Annotated in this window: 13 protein-coding genes and 6 pseudogenes; 13 read left to right on the forward strand and 6 right to left on the reverse strand. The window is 57.8% G+C overall.

Going from position 1 to position 18,635, the window contains the following annotated elements:
• Positions 1 to 19: 19 nt before the first annotated feature.
• From eno to AC1Q6I_RS24825, 7 genes and pseudogenes are all read left to right on the forward strand, one after another.
• Positions 20 to 1,371, forward strand: a pseudogene (gene eno / locus AC1Q6I_RS24795) (phosphopyruvate hydratase).
• Positions 1,368 to 2,078 carry a 2,3-bisphosphoglycerate-dependent phosphoglycerate mutase gene (locus AC1Q6I_RS24800; RefSeq protein ID WP_102624254.1) on the forward strand — a complete coding sequence of 237 codons (711 nt, stop codon included), beginning with the start codon at positions 1,368 to 1,370 and terminating at the stop codon, positions 2,076 to 2,078. The pseudogene eno and the gene AC1Q6I_RS24800 overlap by 4 nt, the downstream one beginning before the upstream one ends.
• A gap of 36 nt (positions 2,079 to 2,114) precedes the next feature.
• Complete coding sequence (locus tag AC1Q6I_RS24805) at positions 2,115 to 2,462, forward strand: DUF3417 domain-containing protein (protein WP_256581248.1); 348 nt, start codon at positions 2,115 to 2,117, stop codon at positions 2,460 to 2,462.
• Complete coding sequence (glgP, locus tag AC1Q6I_RS24810; protein ID WP_256581247.1) at positions 2,371 to 3,387, forward strand: alpha-glucan family phosphorylase; 1,017 nt, start codon at positions 2,371 to 2,373, stop codon at positions 3,385 to 3,387. The genes AC1Q6I_RS24805 and glgP overlap by 92 nt, the downstream gene beginning before the upstream one ends.
• Positions 3,311 to 3,784, forward strand: a pseudogene (locus AC1Q6I_RS24815) (DUF3417 domain-containing protein); the annotation flags it as partial. The gene glgP and the pseudogene AC1Q6I_RS24815, both read left to right, overlap by 77 nt.
• 136 nt (positions 3,785 to 3,920) lie before the next feature.
• Complete coding sequence (locus tag AC1Q6I_RS24820; RefSeq protein ID WP_256581253.1) at positions 3,921 to 4,745, forward strand: glycosyltransferase family protein; 825 nt, start codon at positions 3,921 to 3,923, stop codon at positions 4,743 to 4,745.
• Positions 4,746 to 4,940: 195 nt separating this feature from the next.
• A pseudogene (locus tag AC1Q6I_RS24825) lies at positions 4,941 to 5,560 on the forward strand (methyltransferase domain-containing protein); the annotation flags it as partial.
• Between the two features lie 134 nt (positions 5,561 to 5,694).
• Here the strand turns inward: AC1Q6I_RS24825 and AC1Q6I_RS24830 are convergent.
• From AC1Q6I_RS24830 to AC1Q6I_RS24850, 5 genes are all read right to left on the reverse strand, one after another.
• Positions 5,695 to 6,906, reverse strand: coding sequence for an acetate/propionate family kinase (locus AC1Q6I_RS24830; protein ID WP_102624255.1), 1,212 nt, complete (start codon positions 6,904 to 6,906; stop codon positions 5,695 to 5,697).
• The gene (locus tag AC1Q6I_RS24835; RefSeq protein ID WP_102624256.1) at positions 6,903 to 8,330 is read right to left on the reverse strand and encodes a bifunctional enoyl-CoA hydratase/phosphate acetyltransferase; all 1,428 of its coding nucleotides are present in this window, start codon (positions 8,328 to 8,330) and stop codon (positions 6,903 to 6,905) included. The genes AC1Q6I_RS24830 and AC1Q6I_RS24835 overlap by 4 nt, the downstream gene beginning before the upstream one ends.
• Before the next feature lie 41 nt (positions 8,331 to 8,371).
• Positions 8,372 to 11,965: a pyruvate:ferredoxin (flavodoxin) oxidoreductase gene (gene nifJ, locus AC1Q6I_RS24840; protein WP_207238124.1), complete on the reverse strand. Its 3,594-nt coding sequence runs from the start codon at positions 11,963 to 11,965 to the stop codon at positions 8,372 to 8,374.
• Positions 11,962 to 13,608 (reverse strand): NAD(P)-binding protein, encoded by a 1,647-nt coding sequence (locus tag AC1Q6I_RS24845; protein ID WP_207238123.1) that lies wholly within the window; start codon positions 13,606 to 13,608, stop codon positions 11,962 to 11,964. Before AC1Q6I_RS24845 ends, nifJ begins: the two co-directional genes overlap by 4 nt.
• A gap of 130 nt (positions 13,609 to 13,738) precedes the next feature.
• Positions 13,739 to 14,059, reverse strand: coding sequence for a hypothetical protein (locus tag AC1Q6I_RS24850; RefSeq protein WP_256581246.1), 321 nt, complete (start codon positions 14,057 to 14,059; stop codon positions 13,739 to 13,741).
• 181 nt (positions 14,060 to 14,240) lie between these two features.
• On the opposite strand from AC1Q6I_RS24850, the gene AC1Q6I_RS24855 reads away from it, so the two are divergent.
• Positions 14,241 to 14,501, forward strand: a complete 261-nt coding sequence (locus tag AC1Q6I_RS24855; RefSeq protein WP_207238122.1) for a hypothetical protein — start codon at positions 14,241 to 14,243, stop codon at positions 14,499 to 14,501.
• 220 nt (positions 14,502 to 14,721) lie between these two features.
• A complete protein-coding gene (locus tag AC1Q6I_RS24860; protein ID WP_102624257.1) occupies positions 14,722 to 14,952 on the forward strand; it encodes a hypothetical protein in 231 nt (76 codons plus the stop codon).
• Between the two features lie 145 nt (positions 14,953 to 15,097).
• Here AC1Q6I_RS24860 and AC1Q6I_RS24865 read toward each other — a convergent pair.
• Positions 15,098 to 15,301, reverse strand: a pseudogene (locus AC1Q6I_RS24865) (IS5/IS1182 family transposase); the annotation flags it as partial.
• Between the two features lie 637 nt (positions 15,302 to 15,938).
• Here AC1Q6I_RS24865 and AC1Q6I_RS24870 point away from each other — a divergent pair.
• From AC1Q6I_RS24870 to AC1Q6I_RS24885, 4 genes and pseudogenes are all read left to right on the forward strand, one after another.
• Positions 15,939 to 16,223: a transposase gene (locus AC1Q6I_RS24870; protein WP_368773270.1), complete on the forward strand. Its 285-nt coding sequence runs from the start codon at positions 15,939 to 15,941 to the stop codon at positions 16,221 to 16,223.
• 134 nt (positions 16,224 to 16,357) lie between these two features.
• A pseudogene (locus AC1Q6I_RS24875) lies at positions 16,358 to 16,576 on the forward strand (IS3 family transposase); the annotation flags it as partial.
• Between the two features lie 237 nt (positions 16,577 to 16,813).
• Positions 16,814 to 18,001, forward strand: coding sequence for an MFS transporter (locus AC1Q6I_RS24880; RefSeq protein WP_207238120.1), 1,188 nt, complete (start codon positions 16,814 to 16,816; stop codon positions 17,999 to 18,001).
• A 134-nt stretch (positions 18,002 to 18,135) separates the two neighbouring features.
• Positions 18,136 to 18,567 (forward strand): annotated as a pseudogene (locus AC1Q6I_RS24885) (universal stress protein).
• The last annotated feature ends 68 nt before the right edge of the window (positions 18,568 to 18,635 follow it).

Below are 18,635 nucleotides of genomic sequence, written 5' to 3' on the forward strand. Positions count from 1 at the left end.
ATCCATTTTGCTGAGGAAAATGCATCATGAATCAGCAGGCTATTACGAAAAGGAGTCAGAATTGAGCAGTAGATTTGCCATCGGTTCGCTCATGGCACGCGAGATTCTCGATTCCCGAGGCAATCCCACTGTGGAGGTGAAGTGTGAGCTTCAGGACGGTAGCTTCGCCCGCGCTGCCGTGCCTATCGGGGCCTCGACCGGAAACCGGGGGGCGGTGGAACTGCGCGACGGCGATGCCAAATGTTATCGCGGCAAGGGCGTTTTGCAGGCGGTGGCCAATGTGAATGAGATCATCATGCTGGCGCTCATGGGGCTGGATGCGCGCCAGCAGGCAGTGATCGATCAGACCATGATCGAACTGGACGGGACACCTAACAAAGCGCGCCTGGGAGCCAATGCCATCCTTGGTGTCTCGCTGGCCGTGGCGCGCGCAGCCGCTACTGCAGTGGTTTTCTGTTGTATCAGTACCTCGGTGGCCCGGGTGCCACGCGTCTGCCGGTGCCGCACATGAATATCCTCAACGGCGTTCTTCACGCTCATTGGCAGGGTGTGGACTTTCAGGAATTCATGATTGCCCCCTACGGCGCAGACAGTTTCAGCCAGGCACTCGAATGGGGCAGCGAGATCTATCACGCGTTACAGGTACTGCTGGAAAAGAAGGGCTTGTCCGTCGGCGTTGCTGATGAAGGTGGTTTCGCCCCGAGGATGTCTTCCAACGAGGAGCCCTTCGAGCTGATCGTGCAGGCGATTCGCAGTGCGGGTCTAAGGCCGGGGCAGGATGTCGGCATTGCTTGCGATCCAGCCTTCAGCGAGTTTTATGAGGATGGCCAATATCATTTGTGCAGCGAGGACCGAAGAGAGGACTCCACTGCGATGGTCGCGTATTACGCCAAGCTGATCGACAGCTATCCGCTGGTGTTGCTGGAAGATGGTATGGCTCAGGACGACTGGTCGGGCTGGCAGCAGCTTAATCAAGCTTTGGGGGATCGCATCCAACTGGTGGGCGACGATGTGTTCTGCACCAACCCGGAAATCATCGCCCGTGGTATCGAAGAGAATATAGCTAACGCCGTTCTCATCAAACTCAACCAGATCGACACCCTGATGGAAACCATCGCCGCCACCCGCCTGGCTCGTAACCACGGTTGGGGGGCGTTTGTCTCGCACCGCTCGGGAGAAACGGTAGACAGCTTTATCGCCGATATGACTGTAGCGTTGGACACCAGCCATCTCAAAACTGGAGCGCCTGCGCGCGGTGAACGGGTAGAGAACTATAACCAACTGCTGCGCATCGAACAGCAGTTGGGCGTAGCAGCCACCTATGCTGGCACTGAGGCCTATGTGCTTAAACCGCAGTGGCAAGCATCGTGAGCCGATTGTTTCTGGTCAGGCACGGCCAGTCGATCTGGAACCTGCAAAACCGTTTTACCGGTTGGGTGGATGTTTCGCTCAGCCAACAGGGCGTGATTGAAGCGCAACAGGCGGCGGCATTGCTGACCAACGAACATTTTGATGTGGCCTTTACCTCCACCCTGTTGCGGGCGCAGGACAGCCTGTATGAGATACTCAGGCAGAACCACCATTGCGCGCAATATGTGCGGGTGCATGAACAGAGCAGTGAATGGTATGAATACTTCAGGCCGACCGAAGGCGATGCGAATGAACTGAAAATCCACGTCTCGGAAAAACTCAACGAACGTTACTACGGTGATTTACAAGGCCTGAAAAAAGACTGGGCCAACCAACATTACGGCGCAGAACAGGTGCATCTGTGGCGCCGCAGTTACGATATTCCACCCCCCAATGGCGAGAGTCTGCAAATGACCGCGGCAAGAACCCTGCCTTACTACCAGGAGCGAATTGTCCCGCATCTTCAGAACGGTGAGAACGTGCTGATTTCCGCCCACGGAAATTCCCTGCGTTCCATCATTATGCACATCGAGCAGATGACGCCGCAGCAGATTGTCGACTACGAGTTGGCGACCGGCGTCCCCCACCTGTATACATTCGATGATGATTTACGACTCATCAATAAACTGATTATTTCTAATCATGTGCCTCATGGCACGAATGATTAAGATCCGCAAAACTGCCGATTGCATCGAGGTGTCGACGTGTATGCGTTCTTGCCACGCGAGTTGCCGGAGCAACTCTCCACATTAACCGAGCTCGCGCTTAACCTGCGCTGGACTTGGAATCATGCACTCGACGGCCTGTGGAAAGCGATTGACCCAGAACTATGGGAACGTACCCATAATCCATGGATGATTCTGCAGAACGCTTCGCAGCAGCGTCTTGACGAATTCTGCCGAGATGCCACTTTCTCGCAGAAGCATGCGCGCGCCATCGAAGAACATAGGCGTTATCTCGATGACTCAGGCTGGTATGCACAGCGGCAAGCGGCAAGCGGCAAGCGATTCGGCGCGGATCGCTTACTTCAGCATGGAGTTCGGTCTGAGTGAGGCCGTTCCGCTCTACGCTGGCGGACTCGGTGTGCTTGCAGGGGATTACTTTAAGACGGCGAGCGATATGGGCGTTCCGATACTTGGGGTGGGTTTGCTATATCAGGAAGGTTATTTTCGGCAAAACATCGACGCGGAAGGCAGGCAGCATGAGGCCTATCCTTACAACGAACCGACCAGTCTGCCGATTCAGCCTACTATCGGAAATGAAGGCGCATGGCTGAAAATCGCGCTGGAACTTCCCGGTCGCACTTTGTATTTGCGTGTATGGCAGGCCATCGTAGGACGTACGCGCCTGTACCTGCTGGACAGTAACGATCTGCGTAATGGTGCCAACGACCGCGGTATCACCTCTAAGTTGTACGGCGGCGGTTCGGAAATGCGTTTGCTCCAAGAAGTGGTGCTTGGCATCGGCGGCTGGGCGGTACTTGACGCACTTGGTATCAACGTAGACGTGTGCCACCTTAACGAAGGTCATGCCGCACTGCTTGTGCTGGAGCGTGCCTGTCGCTTTATGCCCAAGATGGGAATATCGTTTTGGGAGGCATGGTGGGCAACGCGTGCAGGTAATGTATTCACAACGCATACGCCCGTAGCTGCAGGTTTCGACGCATTTTCACCCTCGCTTATTTATAAGTATGCGCGCGAGTATCTCGAAGACTGTCACATTTCATTGCGCGAATTTCTTGCGCTGGGCCGGCGTGATCCAGCGAACGACGATGAGCCGTTCAACATGGCTTTTCTTGCATTGCGTGGGTGCGCTCAGTGCAATGCAGTGAGTCGTTTGCATGGCGAGGTCAGCCGTCGACTGTTCAGTCGATCTCTATCCACGCTGGCCGCTTCAAGAGATACCTGTAGGGCATGTTACCAATGGTGTCCATGTGCCATCCTGGGACTCAGTGTGGTCCGATCACCTGTGGACTAGCACCTGTGGTAAGGAACGTTGGCTTGGCACGGTGGAGTCTCTCCCAGCGGCGGTCTCCAACAGTGACGATATGGCCTTGTGGACGATGGCCTCCGAGCAACGCCGCGATCTGGTGCATTACACGCGTAGCCGCTTGGCATGGCACCTTGGACAGCGTAGTGAGTCACCGCCGCAGGTTGAAGAAGCCGCGCAGGTGCTCGATTCCAATTGCCTCACGCTCGGTTTCGCACGGCGATTTACCGACTATAAGCGACCGAATCTGCTGCTGCGTGACCCGGAACGCCTGAGGCGTCTGCTAACCGATGAGCATCGTCCGGTACAACTGATCATCGCCGGTAAAGCCCATCCCAATGACGAGCAGGGCAAGCAACTGATCCAGGCATGGATGGAGTTTGTTCATCGTCTGAATCTACGAAGGCATGTCGTGTTCCTGGAGGATTACGACATCGAACTGGCACCAACATTTGGTGCAAGGCGTCGATGTCTGGATCAATACACCGCGGCGACCATGGGAAGCCTGCGGAACCAGTGGTATGAAAGTACTGGTCAATGGCGGACTGAACCTGTCCGAATTGGACGGCTGGTGGGCGGAGGCGTACCAGCCTGCCTGCGGATGGGCGATCGGCGACGACTCCCCCAGCGACGATGTAGCCGACGCCGAGCGCTTGTACAGCCTGCTCGAAGAAGTAGTACCTACCTTCTACACACGTGACACGCAGGGAATTCCACGTGGTTGGGTGCAACGCATGCGCGCCAGCATGTCGCAGTTGGGGCCGCAATTCAGTAGCAATCGCATGTTACTCGAATACCTTGATCGTTTTTACCAACCGGCGATCCAGGCTTTCCGATGCCGCAGCAAGGACAAGGCCGCGCTCGCACCTGCGCTTCATGCGTGGCAGAAGGCGGTTACCTCTGGATGGGACAAAATACATTTCGGCACGGTCGATGCGAAACACGACGGCGACCAGTTGCACATCAGCGTGCCGGTCTATCTGGGGGAGATCGCACCGGAATGGGTAAGGGAGGAACTCTATGCCGCCTTGTGCGATGAACACCCGGCAGAATGCCTGCCGATGAACTCCGTCGGCCCCATTCCCGGTGCCATTCAGGGTTTATCTTTTCCATCACGGTCGCTGCAACGCGACCTGCGGATCATTACACCCCACGGGTGCGCGCCTGGCACTCAGACGCCTTTCTGCCTGCGGAAAATGCACTTATTGCATGGCAACGTTGAGGCTGACTCGCATTCACTTGAGCGATCTCAATATAGATTACCCACGAAGGCCTTTTTTAATTCACCGCATAAGTCGCTGCCTGCACTAATTCCATACCTGGCCTTTGATCTAAGCAGCACATAAGAAGGCATCGGTATGAGTTTTTTAGCCGGTATGATCTTGATGTTCGTCAACTCCCTAGGTGGTCTTTGGCCACAGAAGCTCATGAAAAACATAAGCAAATGTGGTGTATAAATTACTTACGACCATGAAACCGACAGCCACCCGCAGCGTCCCCGTAAATATAAAAATTGTCACGAAGTCCAGGCACATAATTAGGTCCTTAAAAACCGATACCCAGACGCCACCGTGAGTGGCATCGACAGTTCCGAAGACATGATCACGGCAGCCAGAAAACGCCTGCCGGACCTGCATGAGGTCGACGATATCGAAGCCTGGGAGCCCAATCAGCGCTACGACGCCATCCTTGCCAATGCTTCCTTGCAAATGGGCGCCCAACCATGAAGTGCTGTATCCCCATCTGGTGAACCAACTGACACCGGGTGGGAGCATTGCCATCCAGACCCCTGATAACCTGGAAGAGCCAGCCCACCGCATGGCCCGCGAAATTGCGGCGAACGGACCTTAGGCTGACAAGATTGGCGAGATAAAGCCCCCCACGCCTTAGCGCGGGTTACTACTACGATCTGCTGACGCAGTATTGTCGCCGGGTCGATGTATGGCGCACGACCTATTTCCATCCGCTGGCCGGAGCAGAAGCTGTGGTCGAGTGGTTCAAAGGCTCGGCGCTGCGCCCGTATCTCGGGCCGTTGAATGAGGATGAGAAAAAGGGATTTTTGGATCGGTGTTTAAATGCGATGGAGGCTGCGTATCCAGCGGCTTCCGATGGCGTTGTTCTGCTGCCGTTTCCTCGATTGTTTACTGTGACGGACAGGTGAGAGCGACGTTTAATCCTCGCCTGTCGCAAAGTCAGGAACGCAGGTTGCTGGCATATCTGTTATTCCACCCAAAGGAATGGGCACCAAAAATCTGTCTATAAAGCCCTGGCGTCATCTAAGCCTCCCTCTGTTACTTACTGTTGCGGGTTGGCTGGCTCGGTCAGGCGGAGGGCATCGAGCGCCGTGACCCATTCTTCGTTGGTGGGCTCGACCACCACCTTGACTCGGCTGGCCGGGGTCGAGATCACTGAGGCATTGGCCTGGTTGGCGGTTTCGTCCAGTTCGACGCCCAGATACTGCAGGCCCGCACACATCCGGGAGCGAATCGCCACGTTGTGTTCGCCAATACCTGCCGTGAACACCAGCATGTCCAGGCCACCCAGGGCCGCGATAAGGGCACCGGCTTCGTGGATGAAGCGGCGCAGGTACAATGCAAGGGCCATGGCCGCTCGAGGCTCAGTGGCTTCGACTTCGAGCAATGTGCGCGGGTCGCTGGAAATGCCGGAAACGCCCAGCAGACCAGACTCGTGATACAGAATATGGCTGACCCGCTCCAGGCTCAGTTTCCAGATTTCCATCAGGAAAATCACCGCGCCAGGGTCCATAGCCCCGCAGCGTGAGCCCATCATCAAACCGTCCAGCGCTGAGAAACCCATGGTGGTGGCGACGCTTCTCAAGTCCCGCATGCCGCACAGGCTGGCACCGCTGCCCAGGTGCGCGACCAGTGTCCGGCCACGCGCTTGATCGCCATAGCGTTCGGCCAGGGCGATGGATTGGTAGCAATAGGAAAGCCCGTGAAACCCATAACGACACAGGCCGTTCTCCCATGCCGACCAGGGCAGTGGCAGGATTTTCTCCACGTCCGGCAAGGTCTGATGGAATGCGGTATCGAAGCACACCACTTGTGGCAGGTCGGGGCGGGTTTGCAGCAGGGATTCGATGGCTTCCAGGGCGAAGGGCTGATGCAGCGGGGCTAGCGGGATGTAGCTTTTAAGGTCGGCCAGCACCTGTGCGTCGATCAACACCGGGTTTGAATATTTGACCCCTCCATGCACGACGCGGTGGGCGATGGCCCTGATCGAACGGCCTCCCAGTTGAGTTCGCACCCGATCACGAATATGCCCAAGGGCATCGTGATACGGCTGTTTTTCATCGAGGCTCAGTGGCTGATCGTCGCCACCGTTTTCGCTGATCACCGGGTTTGGCCCCGTGATGCCGTCGACCTTGCCGCGCCATAGTGGTGTGCGAGCCAAAGGGCTGCGGGTCGCGTCGAACAGGGCGAACTTGATGCTCGACGAGCCCGCATTGAGGACCAGAATCACTTCACCGTTATCCGTGTCGCTCATGGCGGGGTTACCCGATAGTGATGGGCGACCAGCGCGGTAATGGCACAGGACGCGATGCGCGCTTCCCCGGAGTCGGCGCGACTGGTCAGGACAATCGGCACTTTGGCGCCAAGCACGATACCGGCGCTGGAGGCACCACCCAGGTACTCCAGTTGCTTGACGAGCATATTGCCGCTTTCCAGATCAGGCACGACGAGAATGTCGGCTTTACCGGAAACCGGTGAGTGAATACCCTTGATGCGCGCCGCCGCCAAGGAGATGGCGTTGTCGAACGCTAGCGGCCCGTCAAGGACCGCGCCAGTGATCTGGCCGCGATCAGCCATCTTGCACAGCGCTGCTGCATCGAGCGTGGCGGGCATGTTGGCGTTTACTGTTTCCACGGCAGCCAGGATCGCCACATGGGGATTGCTCACGCCGAGGATATGCGCCAGATCGATGGCGTTGCGCACGATGTCCACTTTGTCGACCAGGGCCGGCACGATGTTGATCGCTGCATCGGTGATGATGAAGGGGCGCGGATAAAAAGGCGTTTGCATCACGAAGCAGTGGGTGATTCGCCGCTTGGTACGCAGTTGCGCCGCCGACGGCACCACGGCGGACATCAATTCGTCGGTGTGCAGGCTGCCTTTCATCAAGGCTTCGACCTGACCGTCACGGGCCATTTCCGCGCCACGCAGGGCGGCTGCGTGGCTGTGGGGCACGTCTTCGATGGTGAGACCGGAAAGGTCGTGGTTGCCCTTGGCCGCCAACGCTTCGAGCTTAGCTCTTGGGCCAATCAGGATCGGATCGATCAACCCAGCATCGCGGGCATCAAGGGCCGCCTCGAAACTCACTTCGTCGCAAGGATGCACCACCGCGACGCGGATCGGTTCCAGTTCTTCGCAGGCCTGTAACAAACGATTCAGGCCGTCGGCGCTGTGGCGCAGTTCGATGCCCGGCAGACTGGCCCGATGCACATCGATATGCTCGCTGGCCGCGCGGACCAGGGACTCACCTTCCAGCACTACCACGCAGTCCTGATTAATGCCGGTGCAGGCCAACGTGAGCAGCTGCCGCGCTTCGTCGCGAGCAGTAACCATCACCGAGACCCTCAGCGTGTCGCCGATGCGTACCGGGGCGAGGAACTTGAGGGATTGCCCCACGGGCACCGACCCCGGCCCTGGCAACCGCGTACCAATTAACGCCGAAATCAACGCACCCCCCCACATGCCATGGGCGAAAACAGTGTTGAAGTGGGTGGTAGCGGCAAACTCCGGATCGACATACAGCGGGTTCACATCACCGGAGACCAGTGCGAACAGCTGGATGTCCTGAGCGGTCAGGGTGCGCTCCAGAGAGGCTGACTCGCCGATGACGATTTCCTCGAAGGATCGATTATGTATTCGTTCCAGATCGTTGGCGTTGATGGGCATGGAGCTGGTCATGGATTTGATCCTGAATACGGGGGGTTGGCAGATATCTACAGTCAACCCACAATCACTGGTTCAACCGGCGTATGTGACCAGAACCGGCTGCCGTCGCGGGCGGCGAGGTCTTCGTATTGGCGATACTTCTCGTCGACCCAGCGCTGCGCGGCATCGAGCAAGTCGACGGCGGTCTTGGCGTCGGTACCGGCCAGGGAACTGTAGCGGGTTTCGTTATACGCGTAGTCCTTGAGGGTGATAGTCGGACGTGGCGAGTCGAGCTGGAACGGGTTGGCGCCGACCTTGCGCATTTCCGGGTTGTAGCGGAACAGCGGCCAATAACCGCTGGCGGTGGCCAACTCCTGCTGATGCATACCCTGGCGCATGTCGATGCCGTGGGCGATGCAGTGACTGTAGGCGAGGATCAGCGAAGGCCCGTCGTAGGCCTCGGCCTCACGGAACGCTTGCAACGCATGCTGTGGATTGGCGCCCATGGCGATTTGCGCGACATAGACGTTGCCATAGGCAATCGCCAGCATGGCCAGGTCCTTGCGCGGCACTCGTTTGCCGGCCGTGGCGAATTTTGCCACCGCGGCCAAGGGCGTGGCTTTGGAGGACTGGCCGCCCGTGTTGGAATACACCTCGGTGTCGAGCACCAGCACATTCACGTCGCGACCTTGTGCAAGCACATGGTCAAGGCCGCCGTAGCCAATGTCGTAGGCCCAGCCATCGCCGCCCACCAACCAGATGCTTCGGCGCACCAAATGATCGACCACAGACAACAGATCCGCTGCGCGCTCGTCCTTGCCTTCAAGCTTGAGCAGCTTGACCTTGAGTTCAGCGACACGCTCGCGTTGAGTGCGAATTTCTGACTCCTGAATCTGTGGCGCGTTGGTGATGGCCTTGGCCAGTTCTTCTCCCACCAGCGGTGCCAGTTCGGCGACCCGGCGCAGGGCCAGGGCGACGTGCTGGTCCGCCGCAAGCCGGTAACCCAGGCCGAATTCGGCGTTGTCCTCGAACAGTGAGTTGGACCACGCCGGACCACGGCCTTCGTGGTTTTTAGTCCAAGGCGTGACCGGCAGGTTACCGCCATAGATCGATGAGCAGCCGGTGGCGTTGGCTATTTGCAGCCGGTCACCGAACAGCTGGCTGAGCAGCCGCAGGTACGGCGTCTCGCCACAACCGGCGCAGGCACCCGGGAACTCGAACAGCGGTTGCAGGAATTGCACGCCGCGAATGTTGGAGAAATCCACCAGCGAACGATCGTTGACCGGCAGGGTTTCGAAGAAACGGATATTGTTGCGTTCGCGCTCCAAAATCGGCAGCTTGTCGACGATATTCAGCGCCTTGACCGCAGGATCGGTGGGGCTGATTGCCGGGCAGGCTTCGACGCACAGGCCGCACCCGGTGCAGTCTTCCAGATAGATCTGCAACGAGAAGCGCGCTTCCGGGTAGCCACGGGCATTGATCGGTGCCGAAGGGAAGCCCTCGGGTGCGCGGGTCAGCCGGTCTTCATGGAAATAGCGGGAGCGAATCACCGCATGGGGACAGACGAAGCTGCATTGTCCGCACTGAATGCACAGGTTTTCGTCCCACTCGGGCACGGCATCGGCGATATTGCGCTTTTCGTAGGCGCTGGTCCCGGAAGGGAAGGTGCCATCCACCGGCAACTGGCTGACCGGGATGTAATCGCCACGGCTGGCGAACATTTTCGCGGTGAAGGTCTGTACGAAAGCGGGCGCAGCCTCGGGCACCAGCGCCGACAGTTCAGTGACGCTGCTGATGCTGGCCGGCACCTTGACTTGATGCAGGCGCTCCAAGGCGCCATCCACTGCGGTGAAGTTCATCTGCACCACGTCTTCGCCTTTGCGACCGTAGCTTTTGCGGATGGCTTTCTTGATCTGGGCGATCGCATCTTCCCTGGGCAGCACCCCGGACAGGGCGAAGAAGCAGGTTTGCAATAAGGTGTTGGTGCGCGTGCCCAGACCCAAGTCGCGGGCTGCTGCTGAAGCATCGATGACGTAGAAGTCGAGTTTCTTTTCGATAATGCTGGCTTGCACCGGCCGTGGCAGATGCGCCCACACCGTCTCGGCGGTGTACGGCGCATTGAGCAGGAAGGTCGCTCCTGGCGCGGCCAGGACCAGCAGATCCTGACGCTCCAGAAAATCGAACTTGTGGCAGGCGACGAATCCAGCCTGTGCAATCAGGTAGGGTGCATGGATCGGCTCCGGGCCGAAGCGCAGGTGGGAGATGGTTTGCGCGCCGGACTTGTGCGAGTCGTAGACAAAATAACCCTGGGCATACAGGTCAGTGTCTTCACCGATGATCTTCACGCTGTTCTTGTTCGCGCCCACTGTGCCATCGGCGCCCAGGCCGTAGAACACCGCGCGGGTGACGTTGGGTTTCTCGATGCTGAAGGTCGCATCCCACGGCAGGCTCAGGTGGGTGACGTCATCGTTGATACCAATGGTGAAACTGTGCAGCGGCTGCGGATTAAGCAGGGCGTCATAGACGGCCTTGACCATCGCCGGAGTGAAGTCCTTGTTGGAAATGCCGTAGCGACCGCCGACCACCAACGGCAAGCTTTGCCGCTCACCGCGGGAAAACGCGTTGGCGAGACTGGCGACTACGTCCAGATACAACGGCTCGCCGGTGGCGCCAGGTTCCTTGGTTTGCTCCAGTACTGCGACACGCTGCACCGAAACCGGCAGCGCAGCGAGCAGGTGCTCGGCGGAAAATGGGCGGTAAAGGCGCACTTGCACGACGCCGACTTTTTCGCCCGAGGCGTTCAATACCTTGACCGTTTCGCGAACTGTTTCCGCCCCGGCACCCATCAGGATGATCACTCGGGTGGCGTCTTGCGCACCCTCGTATTCGAACAACTGATAGTGGCGGCCGGTAAGTTTCTCGAAGCGCTGCATGAGGGTTTCGACAATGCCGGGGACCGCCTGGTAATAGGGGTTGCTGGCTTCCCGGGCCTGGAAATAGGTATCGGTGTTGTGCGCGGTACCACGGATGAACGGGTGTTCGGGGTTCAAGGCGCGATCGCGGTGGGCGCGAATCAGTGACTCGTCGATCAGATCGCGCAACACACTATCATCTAGCAACTCCACGGTGTTGAGTTCGTGAGAGGTGCGAAAGCCGTCGAAGAAATTGAGGAATGGCACTCGCGATTGCAAGGTCGCGGCGTGAGCGATCAAGGCGCAGTCATGGGCTTCTTGAACCGACGCGGCGCTGAGCAGGGCGAAGCCGGTCATGCGCGCGGCCATGACATCAGAGTGGTCGCCAAAGATCGACAGTGCCGAAGTTGCCAGGGAACGGGCTGCGACGTGAAACACCGTCGAGGTCAACTCGCCGGCGATCTTGTACATGTTGGGCAGCATCAACAGCAGGCCCTGGGACGCGGTGAACGTGGTGGTCAGCGCCCCGGATTGCAATGCACCATGCACCGCTCCCGCAGCGCCGCCTTCGGCTTGCATCTCCTGAACCAGCGGCAGGTTGCCCCAGAGGTTGAGCTTACCGGCGGCCATCCATTCATCGGCCAGTTCGGCCATGGTCGAGGACGGGGTGATCGGGAAGATCGCGCACACTTCGCTGAGTTTGTAGGCGACCAGGGCCACGGCGGTATTGGCGTCCATCGTGCTGCGCTTGTTCATTGGGGACTCTCCACAACTGCAGCGGCATCGGCCGCCATGTCAATGGCGTGGCAGGGGCATTGATCGAAACACACTGCACAACCTGTGCAGAGGCTCATATTCACCTCGTAGCCGGCTTGTGGCCCGAGCTTGATGATAGCGTCCTCGGGACAGGCAGCGAAGCAGTTGTCGCATTCGTAGCAATTGCCGCATGACAAGCAGCGACGTGCTTCATGCTGTGCCTGGGTGGCGCTGAGCCCACCGACTACCTCGGCAAAGTCGACACGATCATCCAGCCCCAGGGATTTCTGCTGCGAGGGCAAGGCATCAGTGTAGATCGGCAGGTGCAGGTCTTCGAAATGCACCAGACGATGACGTTCGGGGGCCGCCCAGGTCTGGCCGTTGAACCAGGCGTCGATATGCCGTGCAGCGTGTTTGCCATGGCCGGTGGCCGTGGTCACGGTGCGATTGCCGGGGGTGACGTCTCCACCGGCAAATAATCCGGCATGGCCGGTCTGCATGTCTGGACCAACGATCAGCGTGCCGTCTGCTGCGAAAACCAGGTCAGGGACCGAGCGCAGAAAGTCGGTGTCGCTGGTCTGGCCCAAGGCCAATATCAACGCATCGGCTGGCAACGTTTCGAACTCGCCGGTGGGACGGGCTTTGCCATCCGCATCCAGCGACATTTTTTCAACTTCGATGCTTTGCCCGTCGATGCCCTTAATGCTCGACAGCCAGCGGATCTTGATGCCTTCTTCCAGCGCTTCTTCGGTTTCGAAGGGTAGGGCCGACATGTGCGCGCGGTCGCGGTGATAAATGATCATCGCGTCCTCGGCACCCAGGCGACGAGCGGTACGTGCCGCGTCGATGGCGGTATTACCGCCGCCATAAACCACCACCCGACGGCCCAGCAGCGGCTTTTCCCCGGTACCGGCGGCGTGTAGCAGATTGACAGCGTCATACACCTTGGCTGCGTCACGGGCCGGGATGTCGATGTGTCGCCCGACTTGCGCGCCAATCGACAGCAGCACGGCATCGAAACGACCGTTGGCTTGTTCAAGCAGCACATCCTCGACCTTGCGGTTGAGCAAGATGCGGATGTCAAGGGTTTCCAGGCGAGCAATCTCCTGATGCAATACATCGCGCGGCAGACGATAGGCCGGGATACCGAAATGCAGCATGCCGCCTGCTACCGGGCCTGCCTCGTGAATTTCCACCGCATGACCGCGCATCGCCAGATGCCAGGCAGCGGACAGTCCGCACGGCCCGGCGCCGACGATCAGCATGCGCTTGCCACTGGGGGGGGCGGCCTTGGCGGTCCAGCCGTGTTCCAAGGCCAGGTCGCCGAGGAAGCGCTCGACCGCATGGATGCTGACGCTGCTGTCCAGTTCATTGCGATTGCAGGACGTCTCGCAGGGGTGGTAGCAGACCCTGCCGTGGATGGCGGGGAACGGATTATCAGCGATCAGGCTTTGCCACGCAGCCTGATAGTCGCCCGCCTGAGCTAGAGCCAGCCACGCCTGAACGTTTTCCCCGGCCGGACAGGCATCGTTACAGGGAGGCAGCAGGTCGTGATAGATAGGATGGCTGATACGCACGGCACCTGTGACCTGACGCTTGGTCAGGTCGACGCCGGGACTCATGTCATGGTTCAAGGATTTCATGGTGGGCCTCTAATCGGCTAAACGGACTGGCCAGATCGTTCTAGTTTTAGGGGGTGTCGATTACAGTCGGGCTTGCTTTTACGTGGCTTTTGGCCGGTTTCGATAAAGAATACGGCCAGGACGATGGCGATCACGATACCCCCAGTAACCAGACGCCTGCTTCCTGGAACACCAGCAGGGTCAAGGCGTTTCCGGCGGCGATACGTGCCAGCAGATGGCCGAATACCGGAGTGAGCAATACGCTGAAGGTGAACACCAGAAAGTTGATGGCGCCGGTGGCGCTGCCTTTGACGTTGTCTGGATTGACTTTCTTGATGATCGAGTAGGGAATCATCGCTGCGCCCGAGCCAATGCCGAGCAGCAGGCCAAGCAGGTAGTGGGGCGCAATGCCAGTCGGCAGATAGAGAATCGCGGCACTGGCAGCGAGCGTCAGCAGCTCGCCGCCGATCAATACCGGTTTGCGACGTCCGAGGTGATCGGAGATATAGCCCAGCAGCGGACAACAGAGGGATCATGCTGCTGACCACCGGTCTGGTGTCGTGGCATTTGGCGGACACACACATGACCCAGATGGCAATGATGAACAGGCAGACGGTGGCTATGAACCAGAACTGCTGCCAAGGGATCGTACCGTGGATGATCGGGCCTACCGCGAACTGACCAACCAAGCCCCCCAGCATGCCGAAGCACTGAGTGAAATCTGCTGCAGTGGCCAGATCGCGGGGTGGGGGGCTGTGGGGCGCCAGGTAGACCGCGCCGGTGAAGGCGCAGGCCGAGCCGGCACCCTGCAGCAGACGCCCGAATTGCGCGATCTGCAACTCGCCCAAGCCAAACAGTGCCGCGCCGATGGCAACCAATGCACTGACCGCCACGACATCGCGGCCGAATGCTGACGTCAGCTCCGGCATCATCACGCCGGGAGCAGAGCGTAACGTGTACTGCACGAAGTAGAAAAGGGCGCAGAACAACCATGTAATGACGAAACCCATATGCAGTTGCTCGGACCGCGCAGGGACAGTTCCTGATAGAATAGGAGCATGATGATGGCCTTAATGGCAGTGATAACGAAACCTAGTCCTGCCATATGAGCGGTAATTTGCTCTAGATCAAGAAATGCGCAAGTCAGGGCTGGTAACGCTGTTCCTGAACGGTTATTTGTGGTTTTACCGATCAGTTGGAATAGTAGATACCGCCTTGACCTTGCCCTGGACTTCGGTGGGTGACGGGCCGGAAGATGTACACACACTTGATGGTCGACTCGCGGAAGGTTTCGATGCCTTTTCTGCGGCTCTTGAGGACTGCACCCGCTACGCCGGGCAGTTCGTCGGTCTGGCCTGGACCTAGGAAACGGGAACGGCCTGACCGTAGGCGCTCAATCCATCCGCAACCCACTGGCCTTCTCAAAACGTGTACCTGCTTGCAGCGCCCGTGCAACATGATCTGATCACCCAGTGCCAGGCCGTCGCGACGCGACAACGAGGCCACCCTATTTATTCTTGGTCGAAGTCGATGCGTGAATAATCGTCGCGTCAACAATAGTGCCTTGACGAAGTATCAGGCCCCGATCACCCAGATAGCCGTTAATGACTTCCAGGATGCCTCCTGCACGATGGTTTTTCTCCAGCAGACGGCGAAAGTTGAGGATCGTGGTTTCGTCGGGAACGCGCTCCAGGCTCAGCCCGCAAATTGGCCTGGGCGTTGATACGCATCTGGATATCCATGTTGGTGTCCTGATCAACGTAAACGGACAGCTTTTAGGTACGCTCGCCGTGAAACTCAGGTGAGTGGATACCTTAAGTTGCTGGCTTGGGCTAAATCGTTCGGGGCGTTCCAGCGAGCAGGTGTCAAAAGCACTGGCACTGGCACTGGCACTGGCACTTGCGGTGCTGGATTGGCGCAGGTACTTCGCAACCACGATATTGCTGTTTTAGAAGTCAATCGTCCTGATTGAACCAAACGCAGACTGGAGGGAAAATCCGATCCTACCGATGCGGAAAGTGCGGCTCGTTCAGTGTTATCGGGTAGCGCCACGGCTGTTGTTAAAACCCATTCAGGAGCGGCTGAGGCAATGAGAGAAATTTTCGTTGTCCGCCGAAGTACGGCGAAAGCCAAAACACAGGCGATCAACCAGATCAGATCGTTGTTGGTCAGTGCACCACAAGAGATCAGGGAACAGCTCTGGGATACTAAAGCTGCCGACTGCGTCGGTAACTGCCTGCATCTTGGTTCGTTGGGGGTGACCCCATTTTCTGGTCGCTTTGACTACGTCACTTAGGCTTTTGGCGAGGCGCTGGACGGCCCTCGCGGTGGAGCTGAAAGAACTCGATGACATGCTGAACTCTCTGGCTCAGCAGTACGCACATCATCTTCGTAATCAATTCGGTGTGGATCCCCAGTCGGCGGCAACCCTGATCTCCGGTGCCGGCGATAATCCTGAACGCCTGAAGAGTGAGCCAGCGCTGGCTGCGCTTTGCGGTGTCAGTCCGCTACCGGCGTCATCCGGAAAGACCGTTCGCCACCGCCTGAACCGTGGCGGGGTCGATCCGCCAACAATACGTTGTGGACGATCGTCATGGGGCGTATGCGCAGTGATCCACAAACCAGGGCCTACGTAGCGCGTAGAACGGCTGAGGGACTGTCATCCAAGGAAATTCAAAGATGTGTGAAGCGCTACATCATTCGAGATTTGTACCCCCTGATTTTGGCCGATTTGAATGAGTCGAGGCACGTTGGTTGGCATGGTGGTGTCAATGCTGCTATCGAGCATTTCTTACTGAATCTCAAAATGGAGCGCGTATGGCAGTGTGACTATGCGAACCATGCCGAAGCCGTCAGAGATATCACTGACTACATTGTCGGGTTCTACAACAGCGAACGGCTGCACTCAACGCTGGGATACATGCAACCCACCGTCTACGAAAGGAATAAGGCCGAGGAACGACCTATCGCGGTGTCCAGAATTTGTTGATCACTACATTTTGATCACCACGCAGGTCTGGATTAGCTTCAAAATAGCGCTCACCCAGAGCAAATATTGGGCAAAACAATCTCAAATGATTCTCTCGTTTTTTCTGAACCTGGAATGCTCCCGTTCGGGCCAAGGGCAACCTCTTTGCCCCCCTTCCTGATGGGTTCCGCTGCTATACGCTAATGCGCCTGCATGTGTGCATACTCCCAGAGAGACCCGAACCGAGAGAACTTCCTCGTGACACGACCTTCCAGTGACAAGCGCCAGCGACTCCATCCAGATGTGCTCAAGCTTGGCTTGGTCAGTTTTCTCACCGACATCAGCTCTGAAATGATTTTCTCAGTCTTTGCAATTTTCTTCACCACCGTGGCGGGCGCATCTAGTGCTTTGCTGGGGTTGATCGAGGGCCTTGCAGATTTTTCGGCTTCATCACTTAACTACTTAGCTGGCTGGCTGTCGGACCGTAGTGGCAGACGCAAATGGTTCGCCTCTGCCGGTTATTGCTTATCTACGCTGGCCAAACTCATCTTGCTGATGTCGTCATCCATTGTTGGGTTAAGCATTTTTCGCGTCATCGAGCGGCTGGGGAAGGGCTTTCGCGGTCCGCCGCGCGATGCTTGGCTGTCATCCATCGCGGAAAAGGGCACACGAGGTTATGCGTTCGGCGTGCACAAGGCTCTCGATAAATCAGGAGCCGTGCTGGGGCCTCTCGTTGCCTATGCTCTGCTGTCGTGGCAGGGGGAGTCTGCGAACACCTACAGGATGCTATTTCTGGTGGCTATGGTGCCCGCAATAATCAGCGTAGTAGTGCTTGCGCGCATCCCGGATCACCCCGTCGTCGCCCATGAACGCGAAAGCGTGCTCAAGAATTGGCACCTGCTCAGTTCCGGATTTAAGCGTTTTTTGTTGCCCGCAGGTGTGTTTGCGCTGGCATATTTCAGCCTCGGGTTCATTTTACTCAAGGCGCATGCCGTTGGTTTCAGCGTGACTGAAATCGTGCTGCTCTATGCCCTTTTCAATACCATCTGCGTGTTGACGGCTCCTCTGGTGGGCCGGTTGGGTGACAGGGTGGGGCGCAGCCTGATCGTTATGTTGGGGTATGCGGTCTACGCGGTTATCAACCTGTGGCTGGCACTGGCCGATAGCCGTTGGGAGGTAGTGGTGGTGCTCGCCATCTACGGTTTTTTTTATGCGATTGACGAGTCGCAGAGCAAGGCATTTATCGCTGACCTAGAACCTGAACGGCGAGCTACTGCAGTGGGAATTTACAACTTTGCAACCGGTGTGTTGTACCTGCCGGCCTCTCTAATGGCGGGCGCCTTCTGGAGTATTACACCGAGTCTGGCGTTTGCCGTGGCTGCAGCACTGTCTTTAGCTGCCATGATGATTTTTGCTGTGGTACGACCAGAAGAGCGCCGGTCCTGATTCATCACATGGTCGGTGAGATTGTGGGCGCAAAAATGATGAGAACTTGAGCTAGATCAATTCATCTCCCCTCCATGGTGTCTATCGCTGTACGAGTGGGCTATGTTGGTTAAACACATTGGCGGAGATCTGAAATGCGCAAGGTTCTGGTTGCTTTTGATGGCTCGGAACATTCGATACGTGCTTTGCAGTACGTCATTGATTCTGCTGGCGAAAGTGCGCGGCCCATAGAGGTTCATGTTCTCAATGTCCAGCATGGACCAGTCATCTACGGGGACTACACAACGGCCAGCATGATTGAGGACATCAACGATAGTCTTCGGGTCAAGGCTGGGAGTGTGCTTGAGTAGGCAGTGGCTTTGCTGCAGGCTGCCAGCATCACCCATGAGACTCATGTGGCGCTCGGCAATGCGGCGGAGCAAGTCAGTGAGGCGGTCAAGCGACTGGCTTGCGATACCGTGGTCATGGGCACTCGTGGCCTGGGTAGTTTCGGCGGGTTGCTGTTGGGCTCGGTTGCGAACCGGGTCATTCAAGAGGTAGCGGTGCCGGTGATACTGGTGAAGTAATCGAAATAAGCGGCAGGAGTCATAACAGTGATGAAAGAGCTTTCTCTCTGCAAGGTATACCAGTTGCT

It is taken from the genome of Pseudomonas sp. MPR-R2A5 (assembly GCF_058793055.1).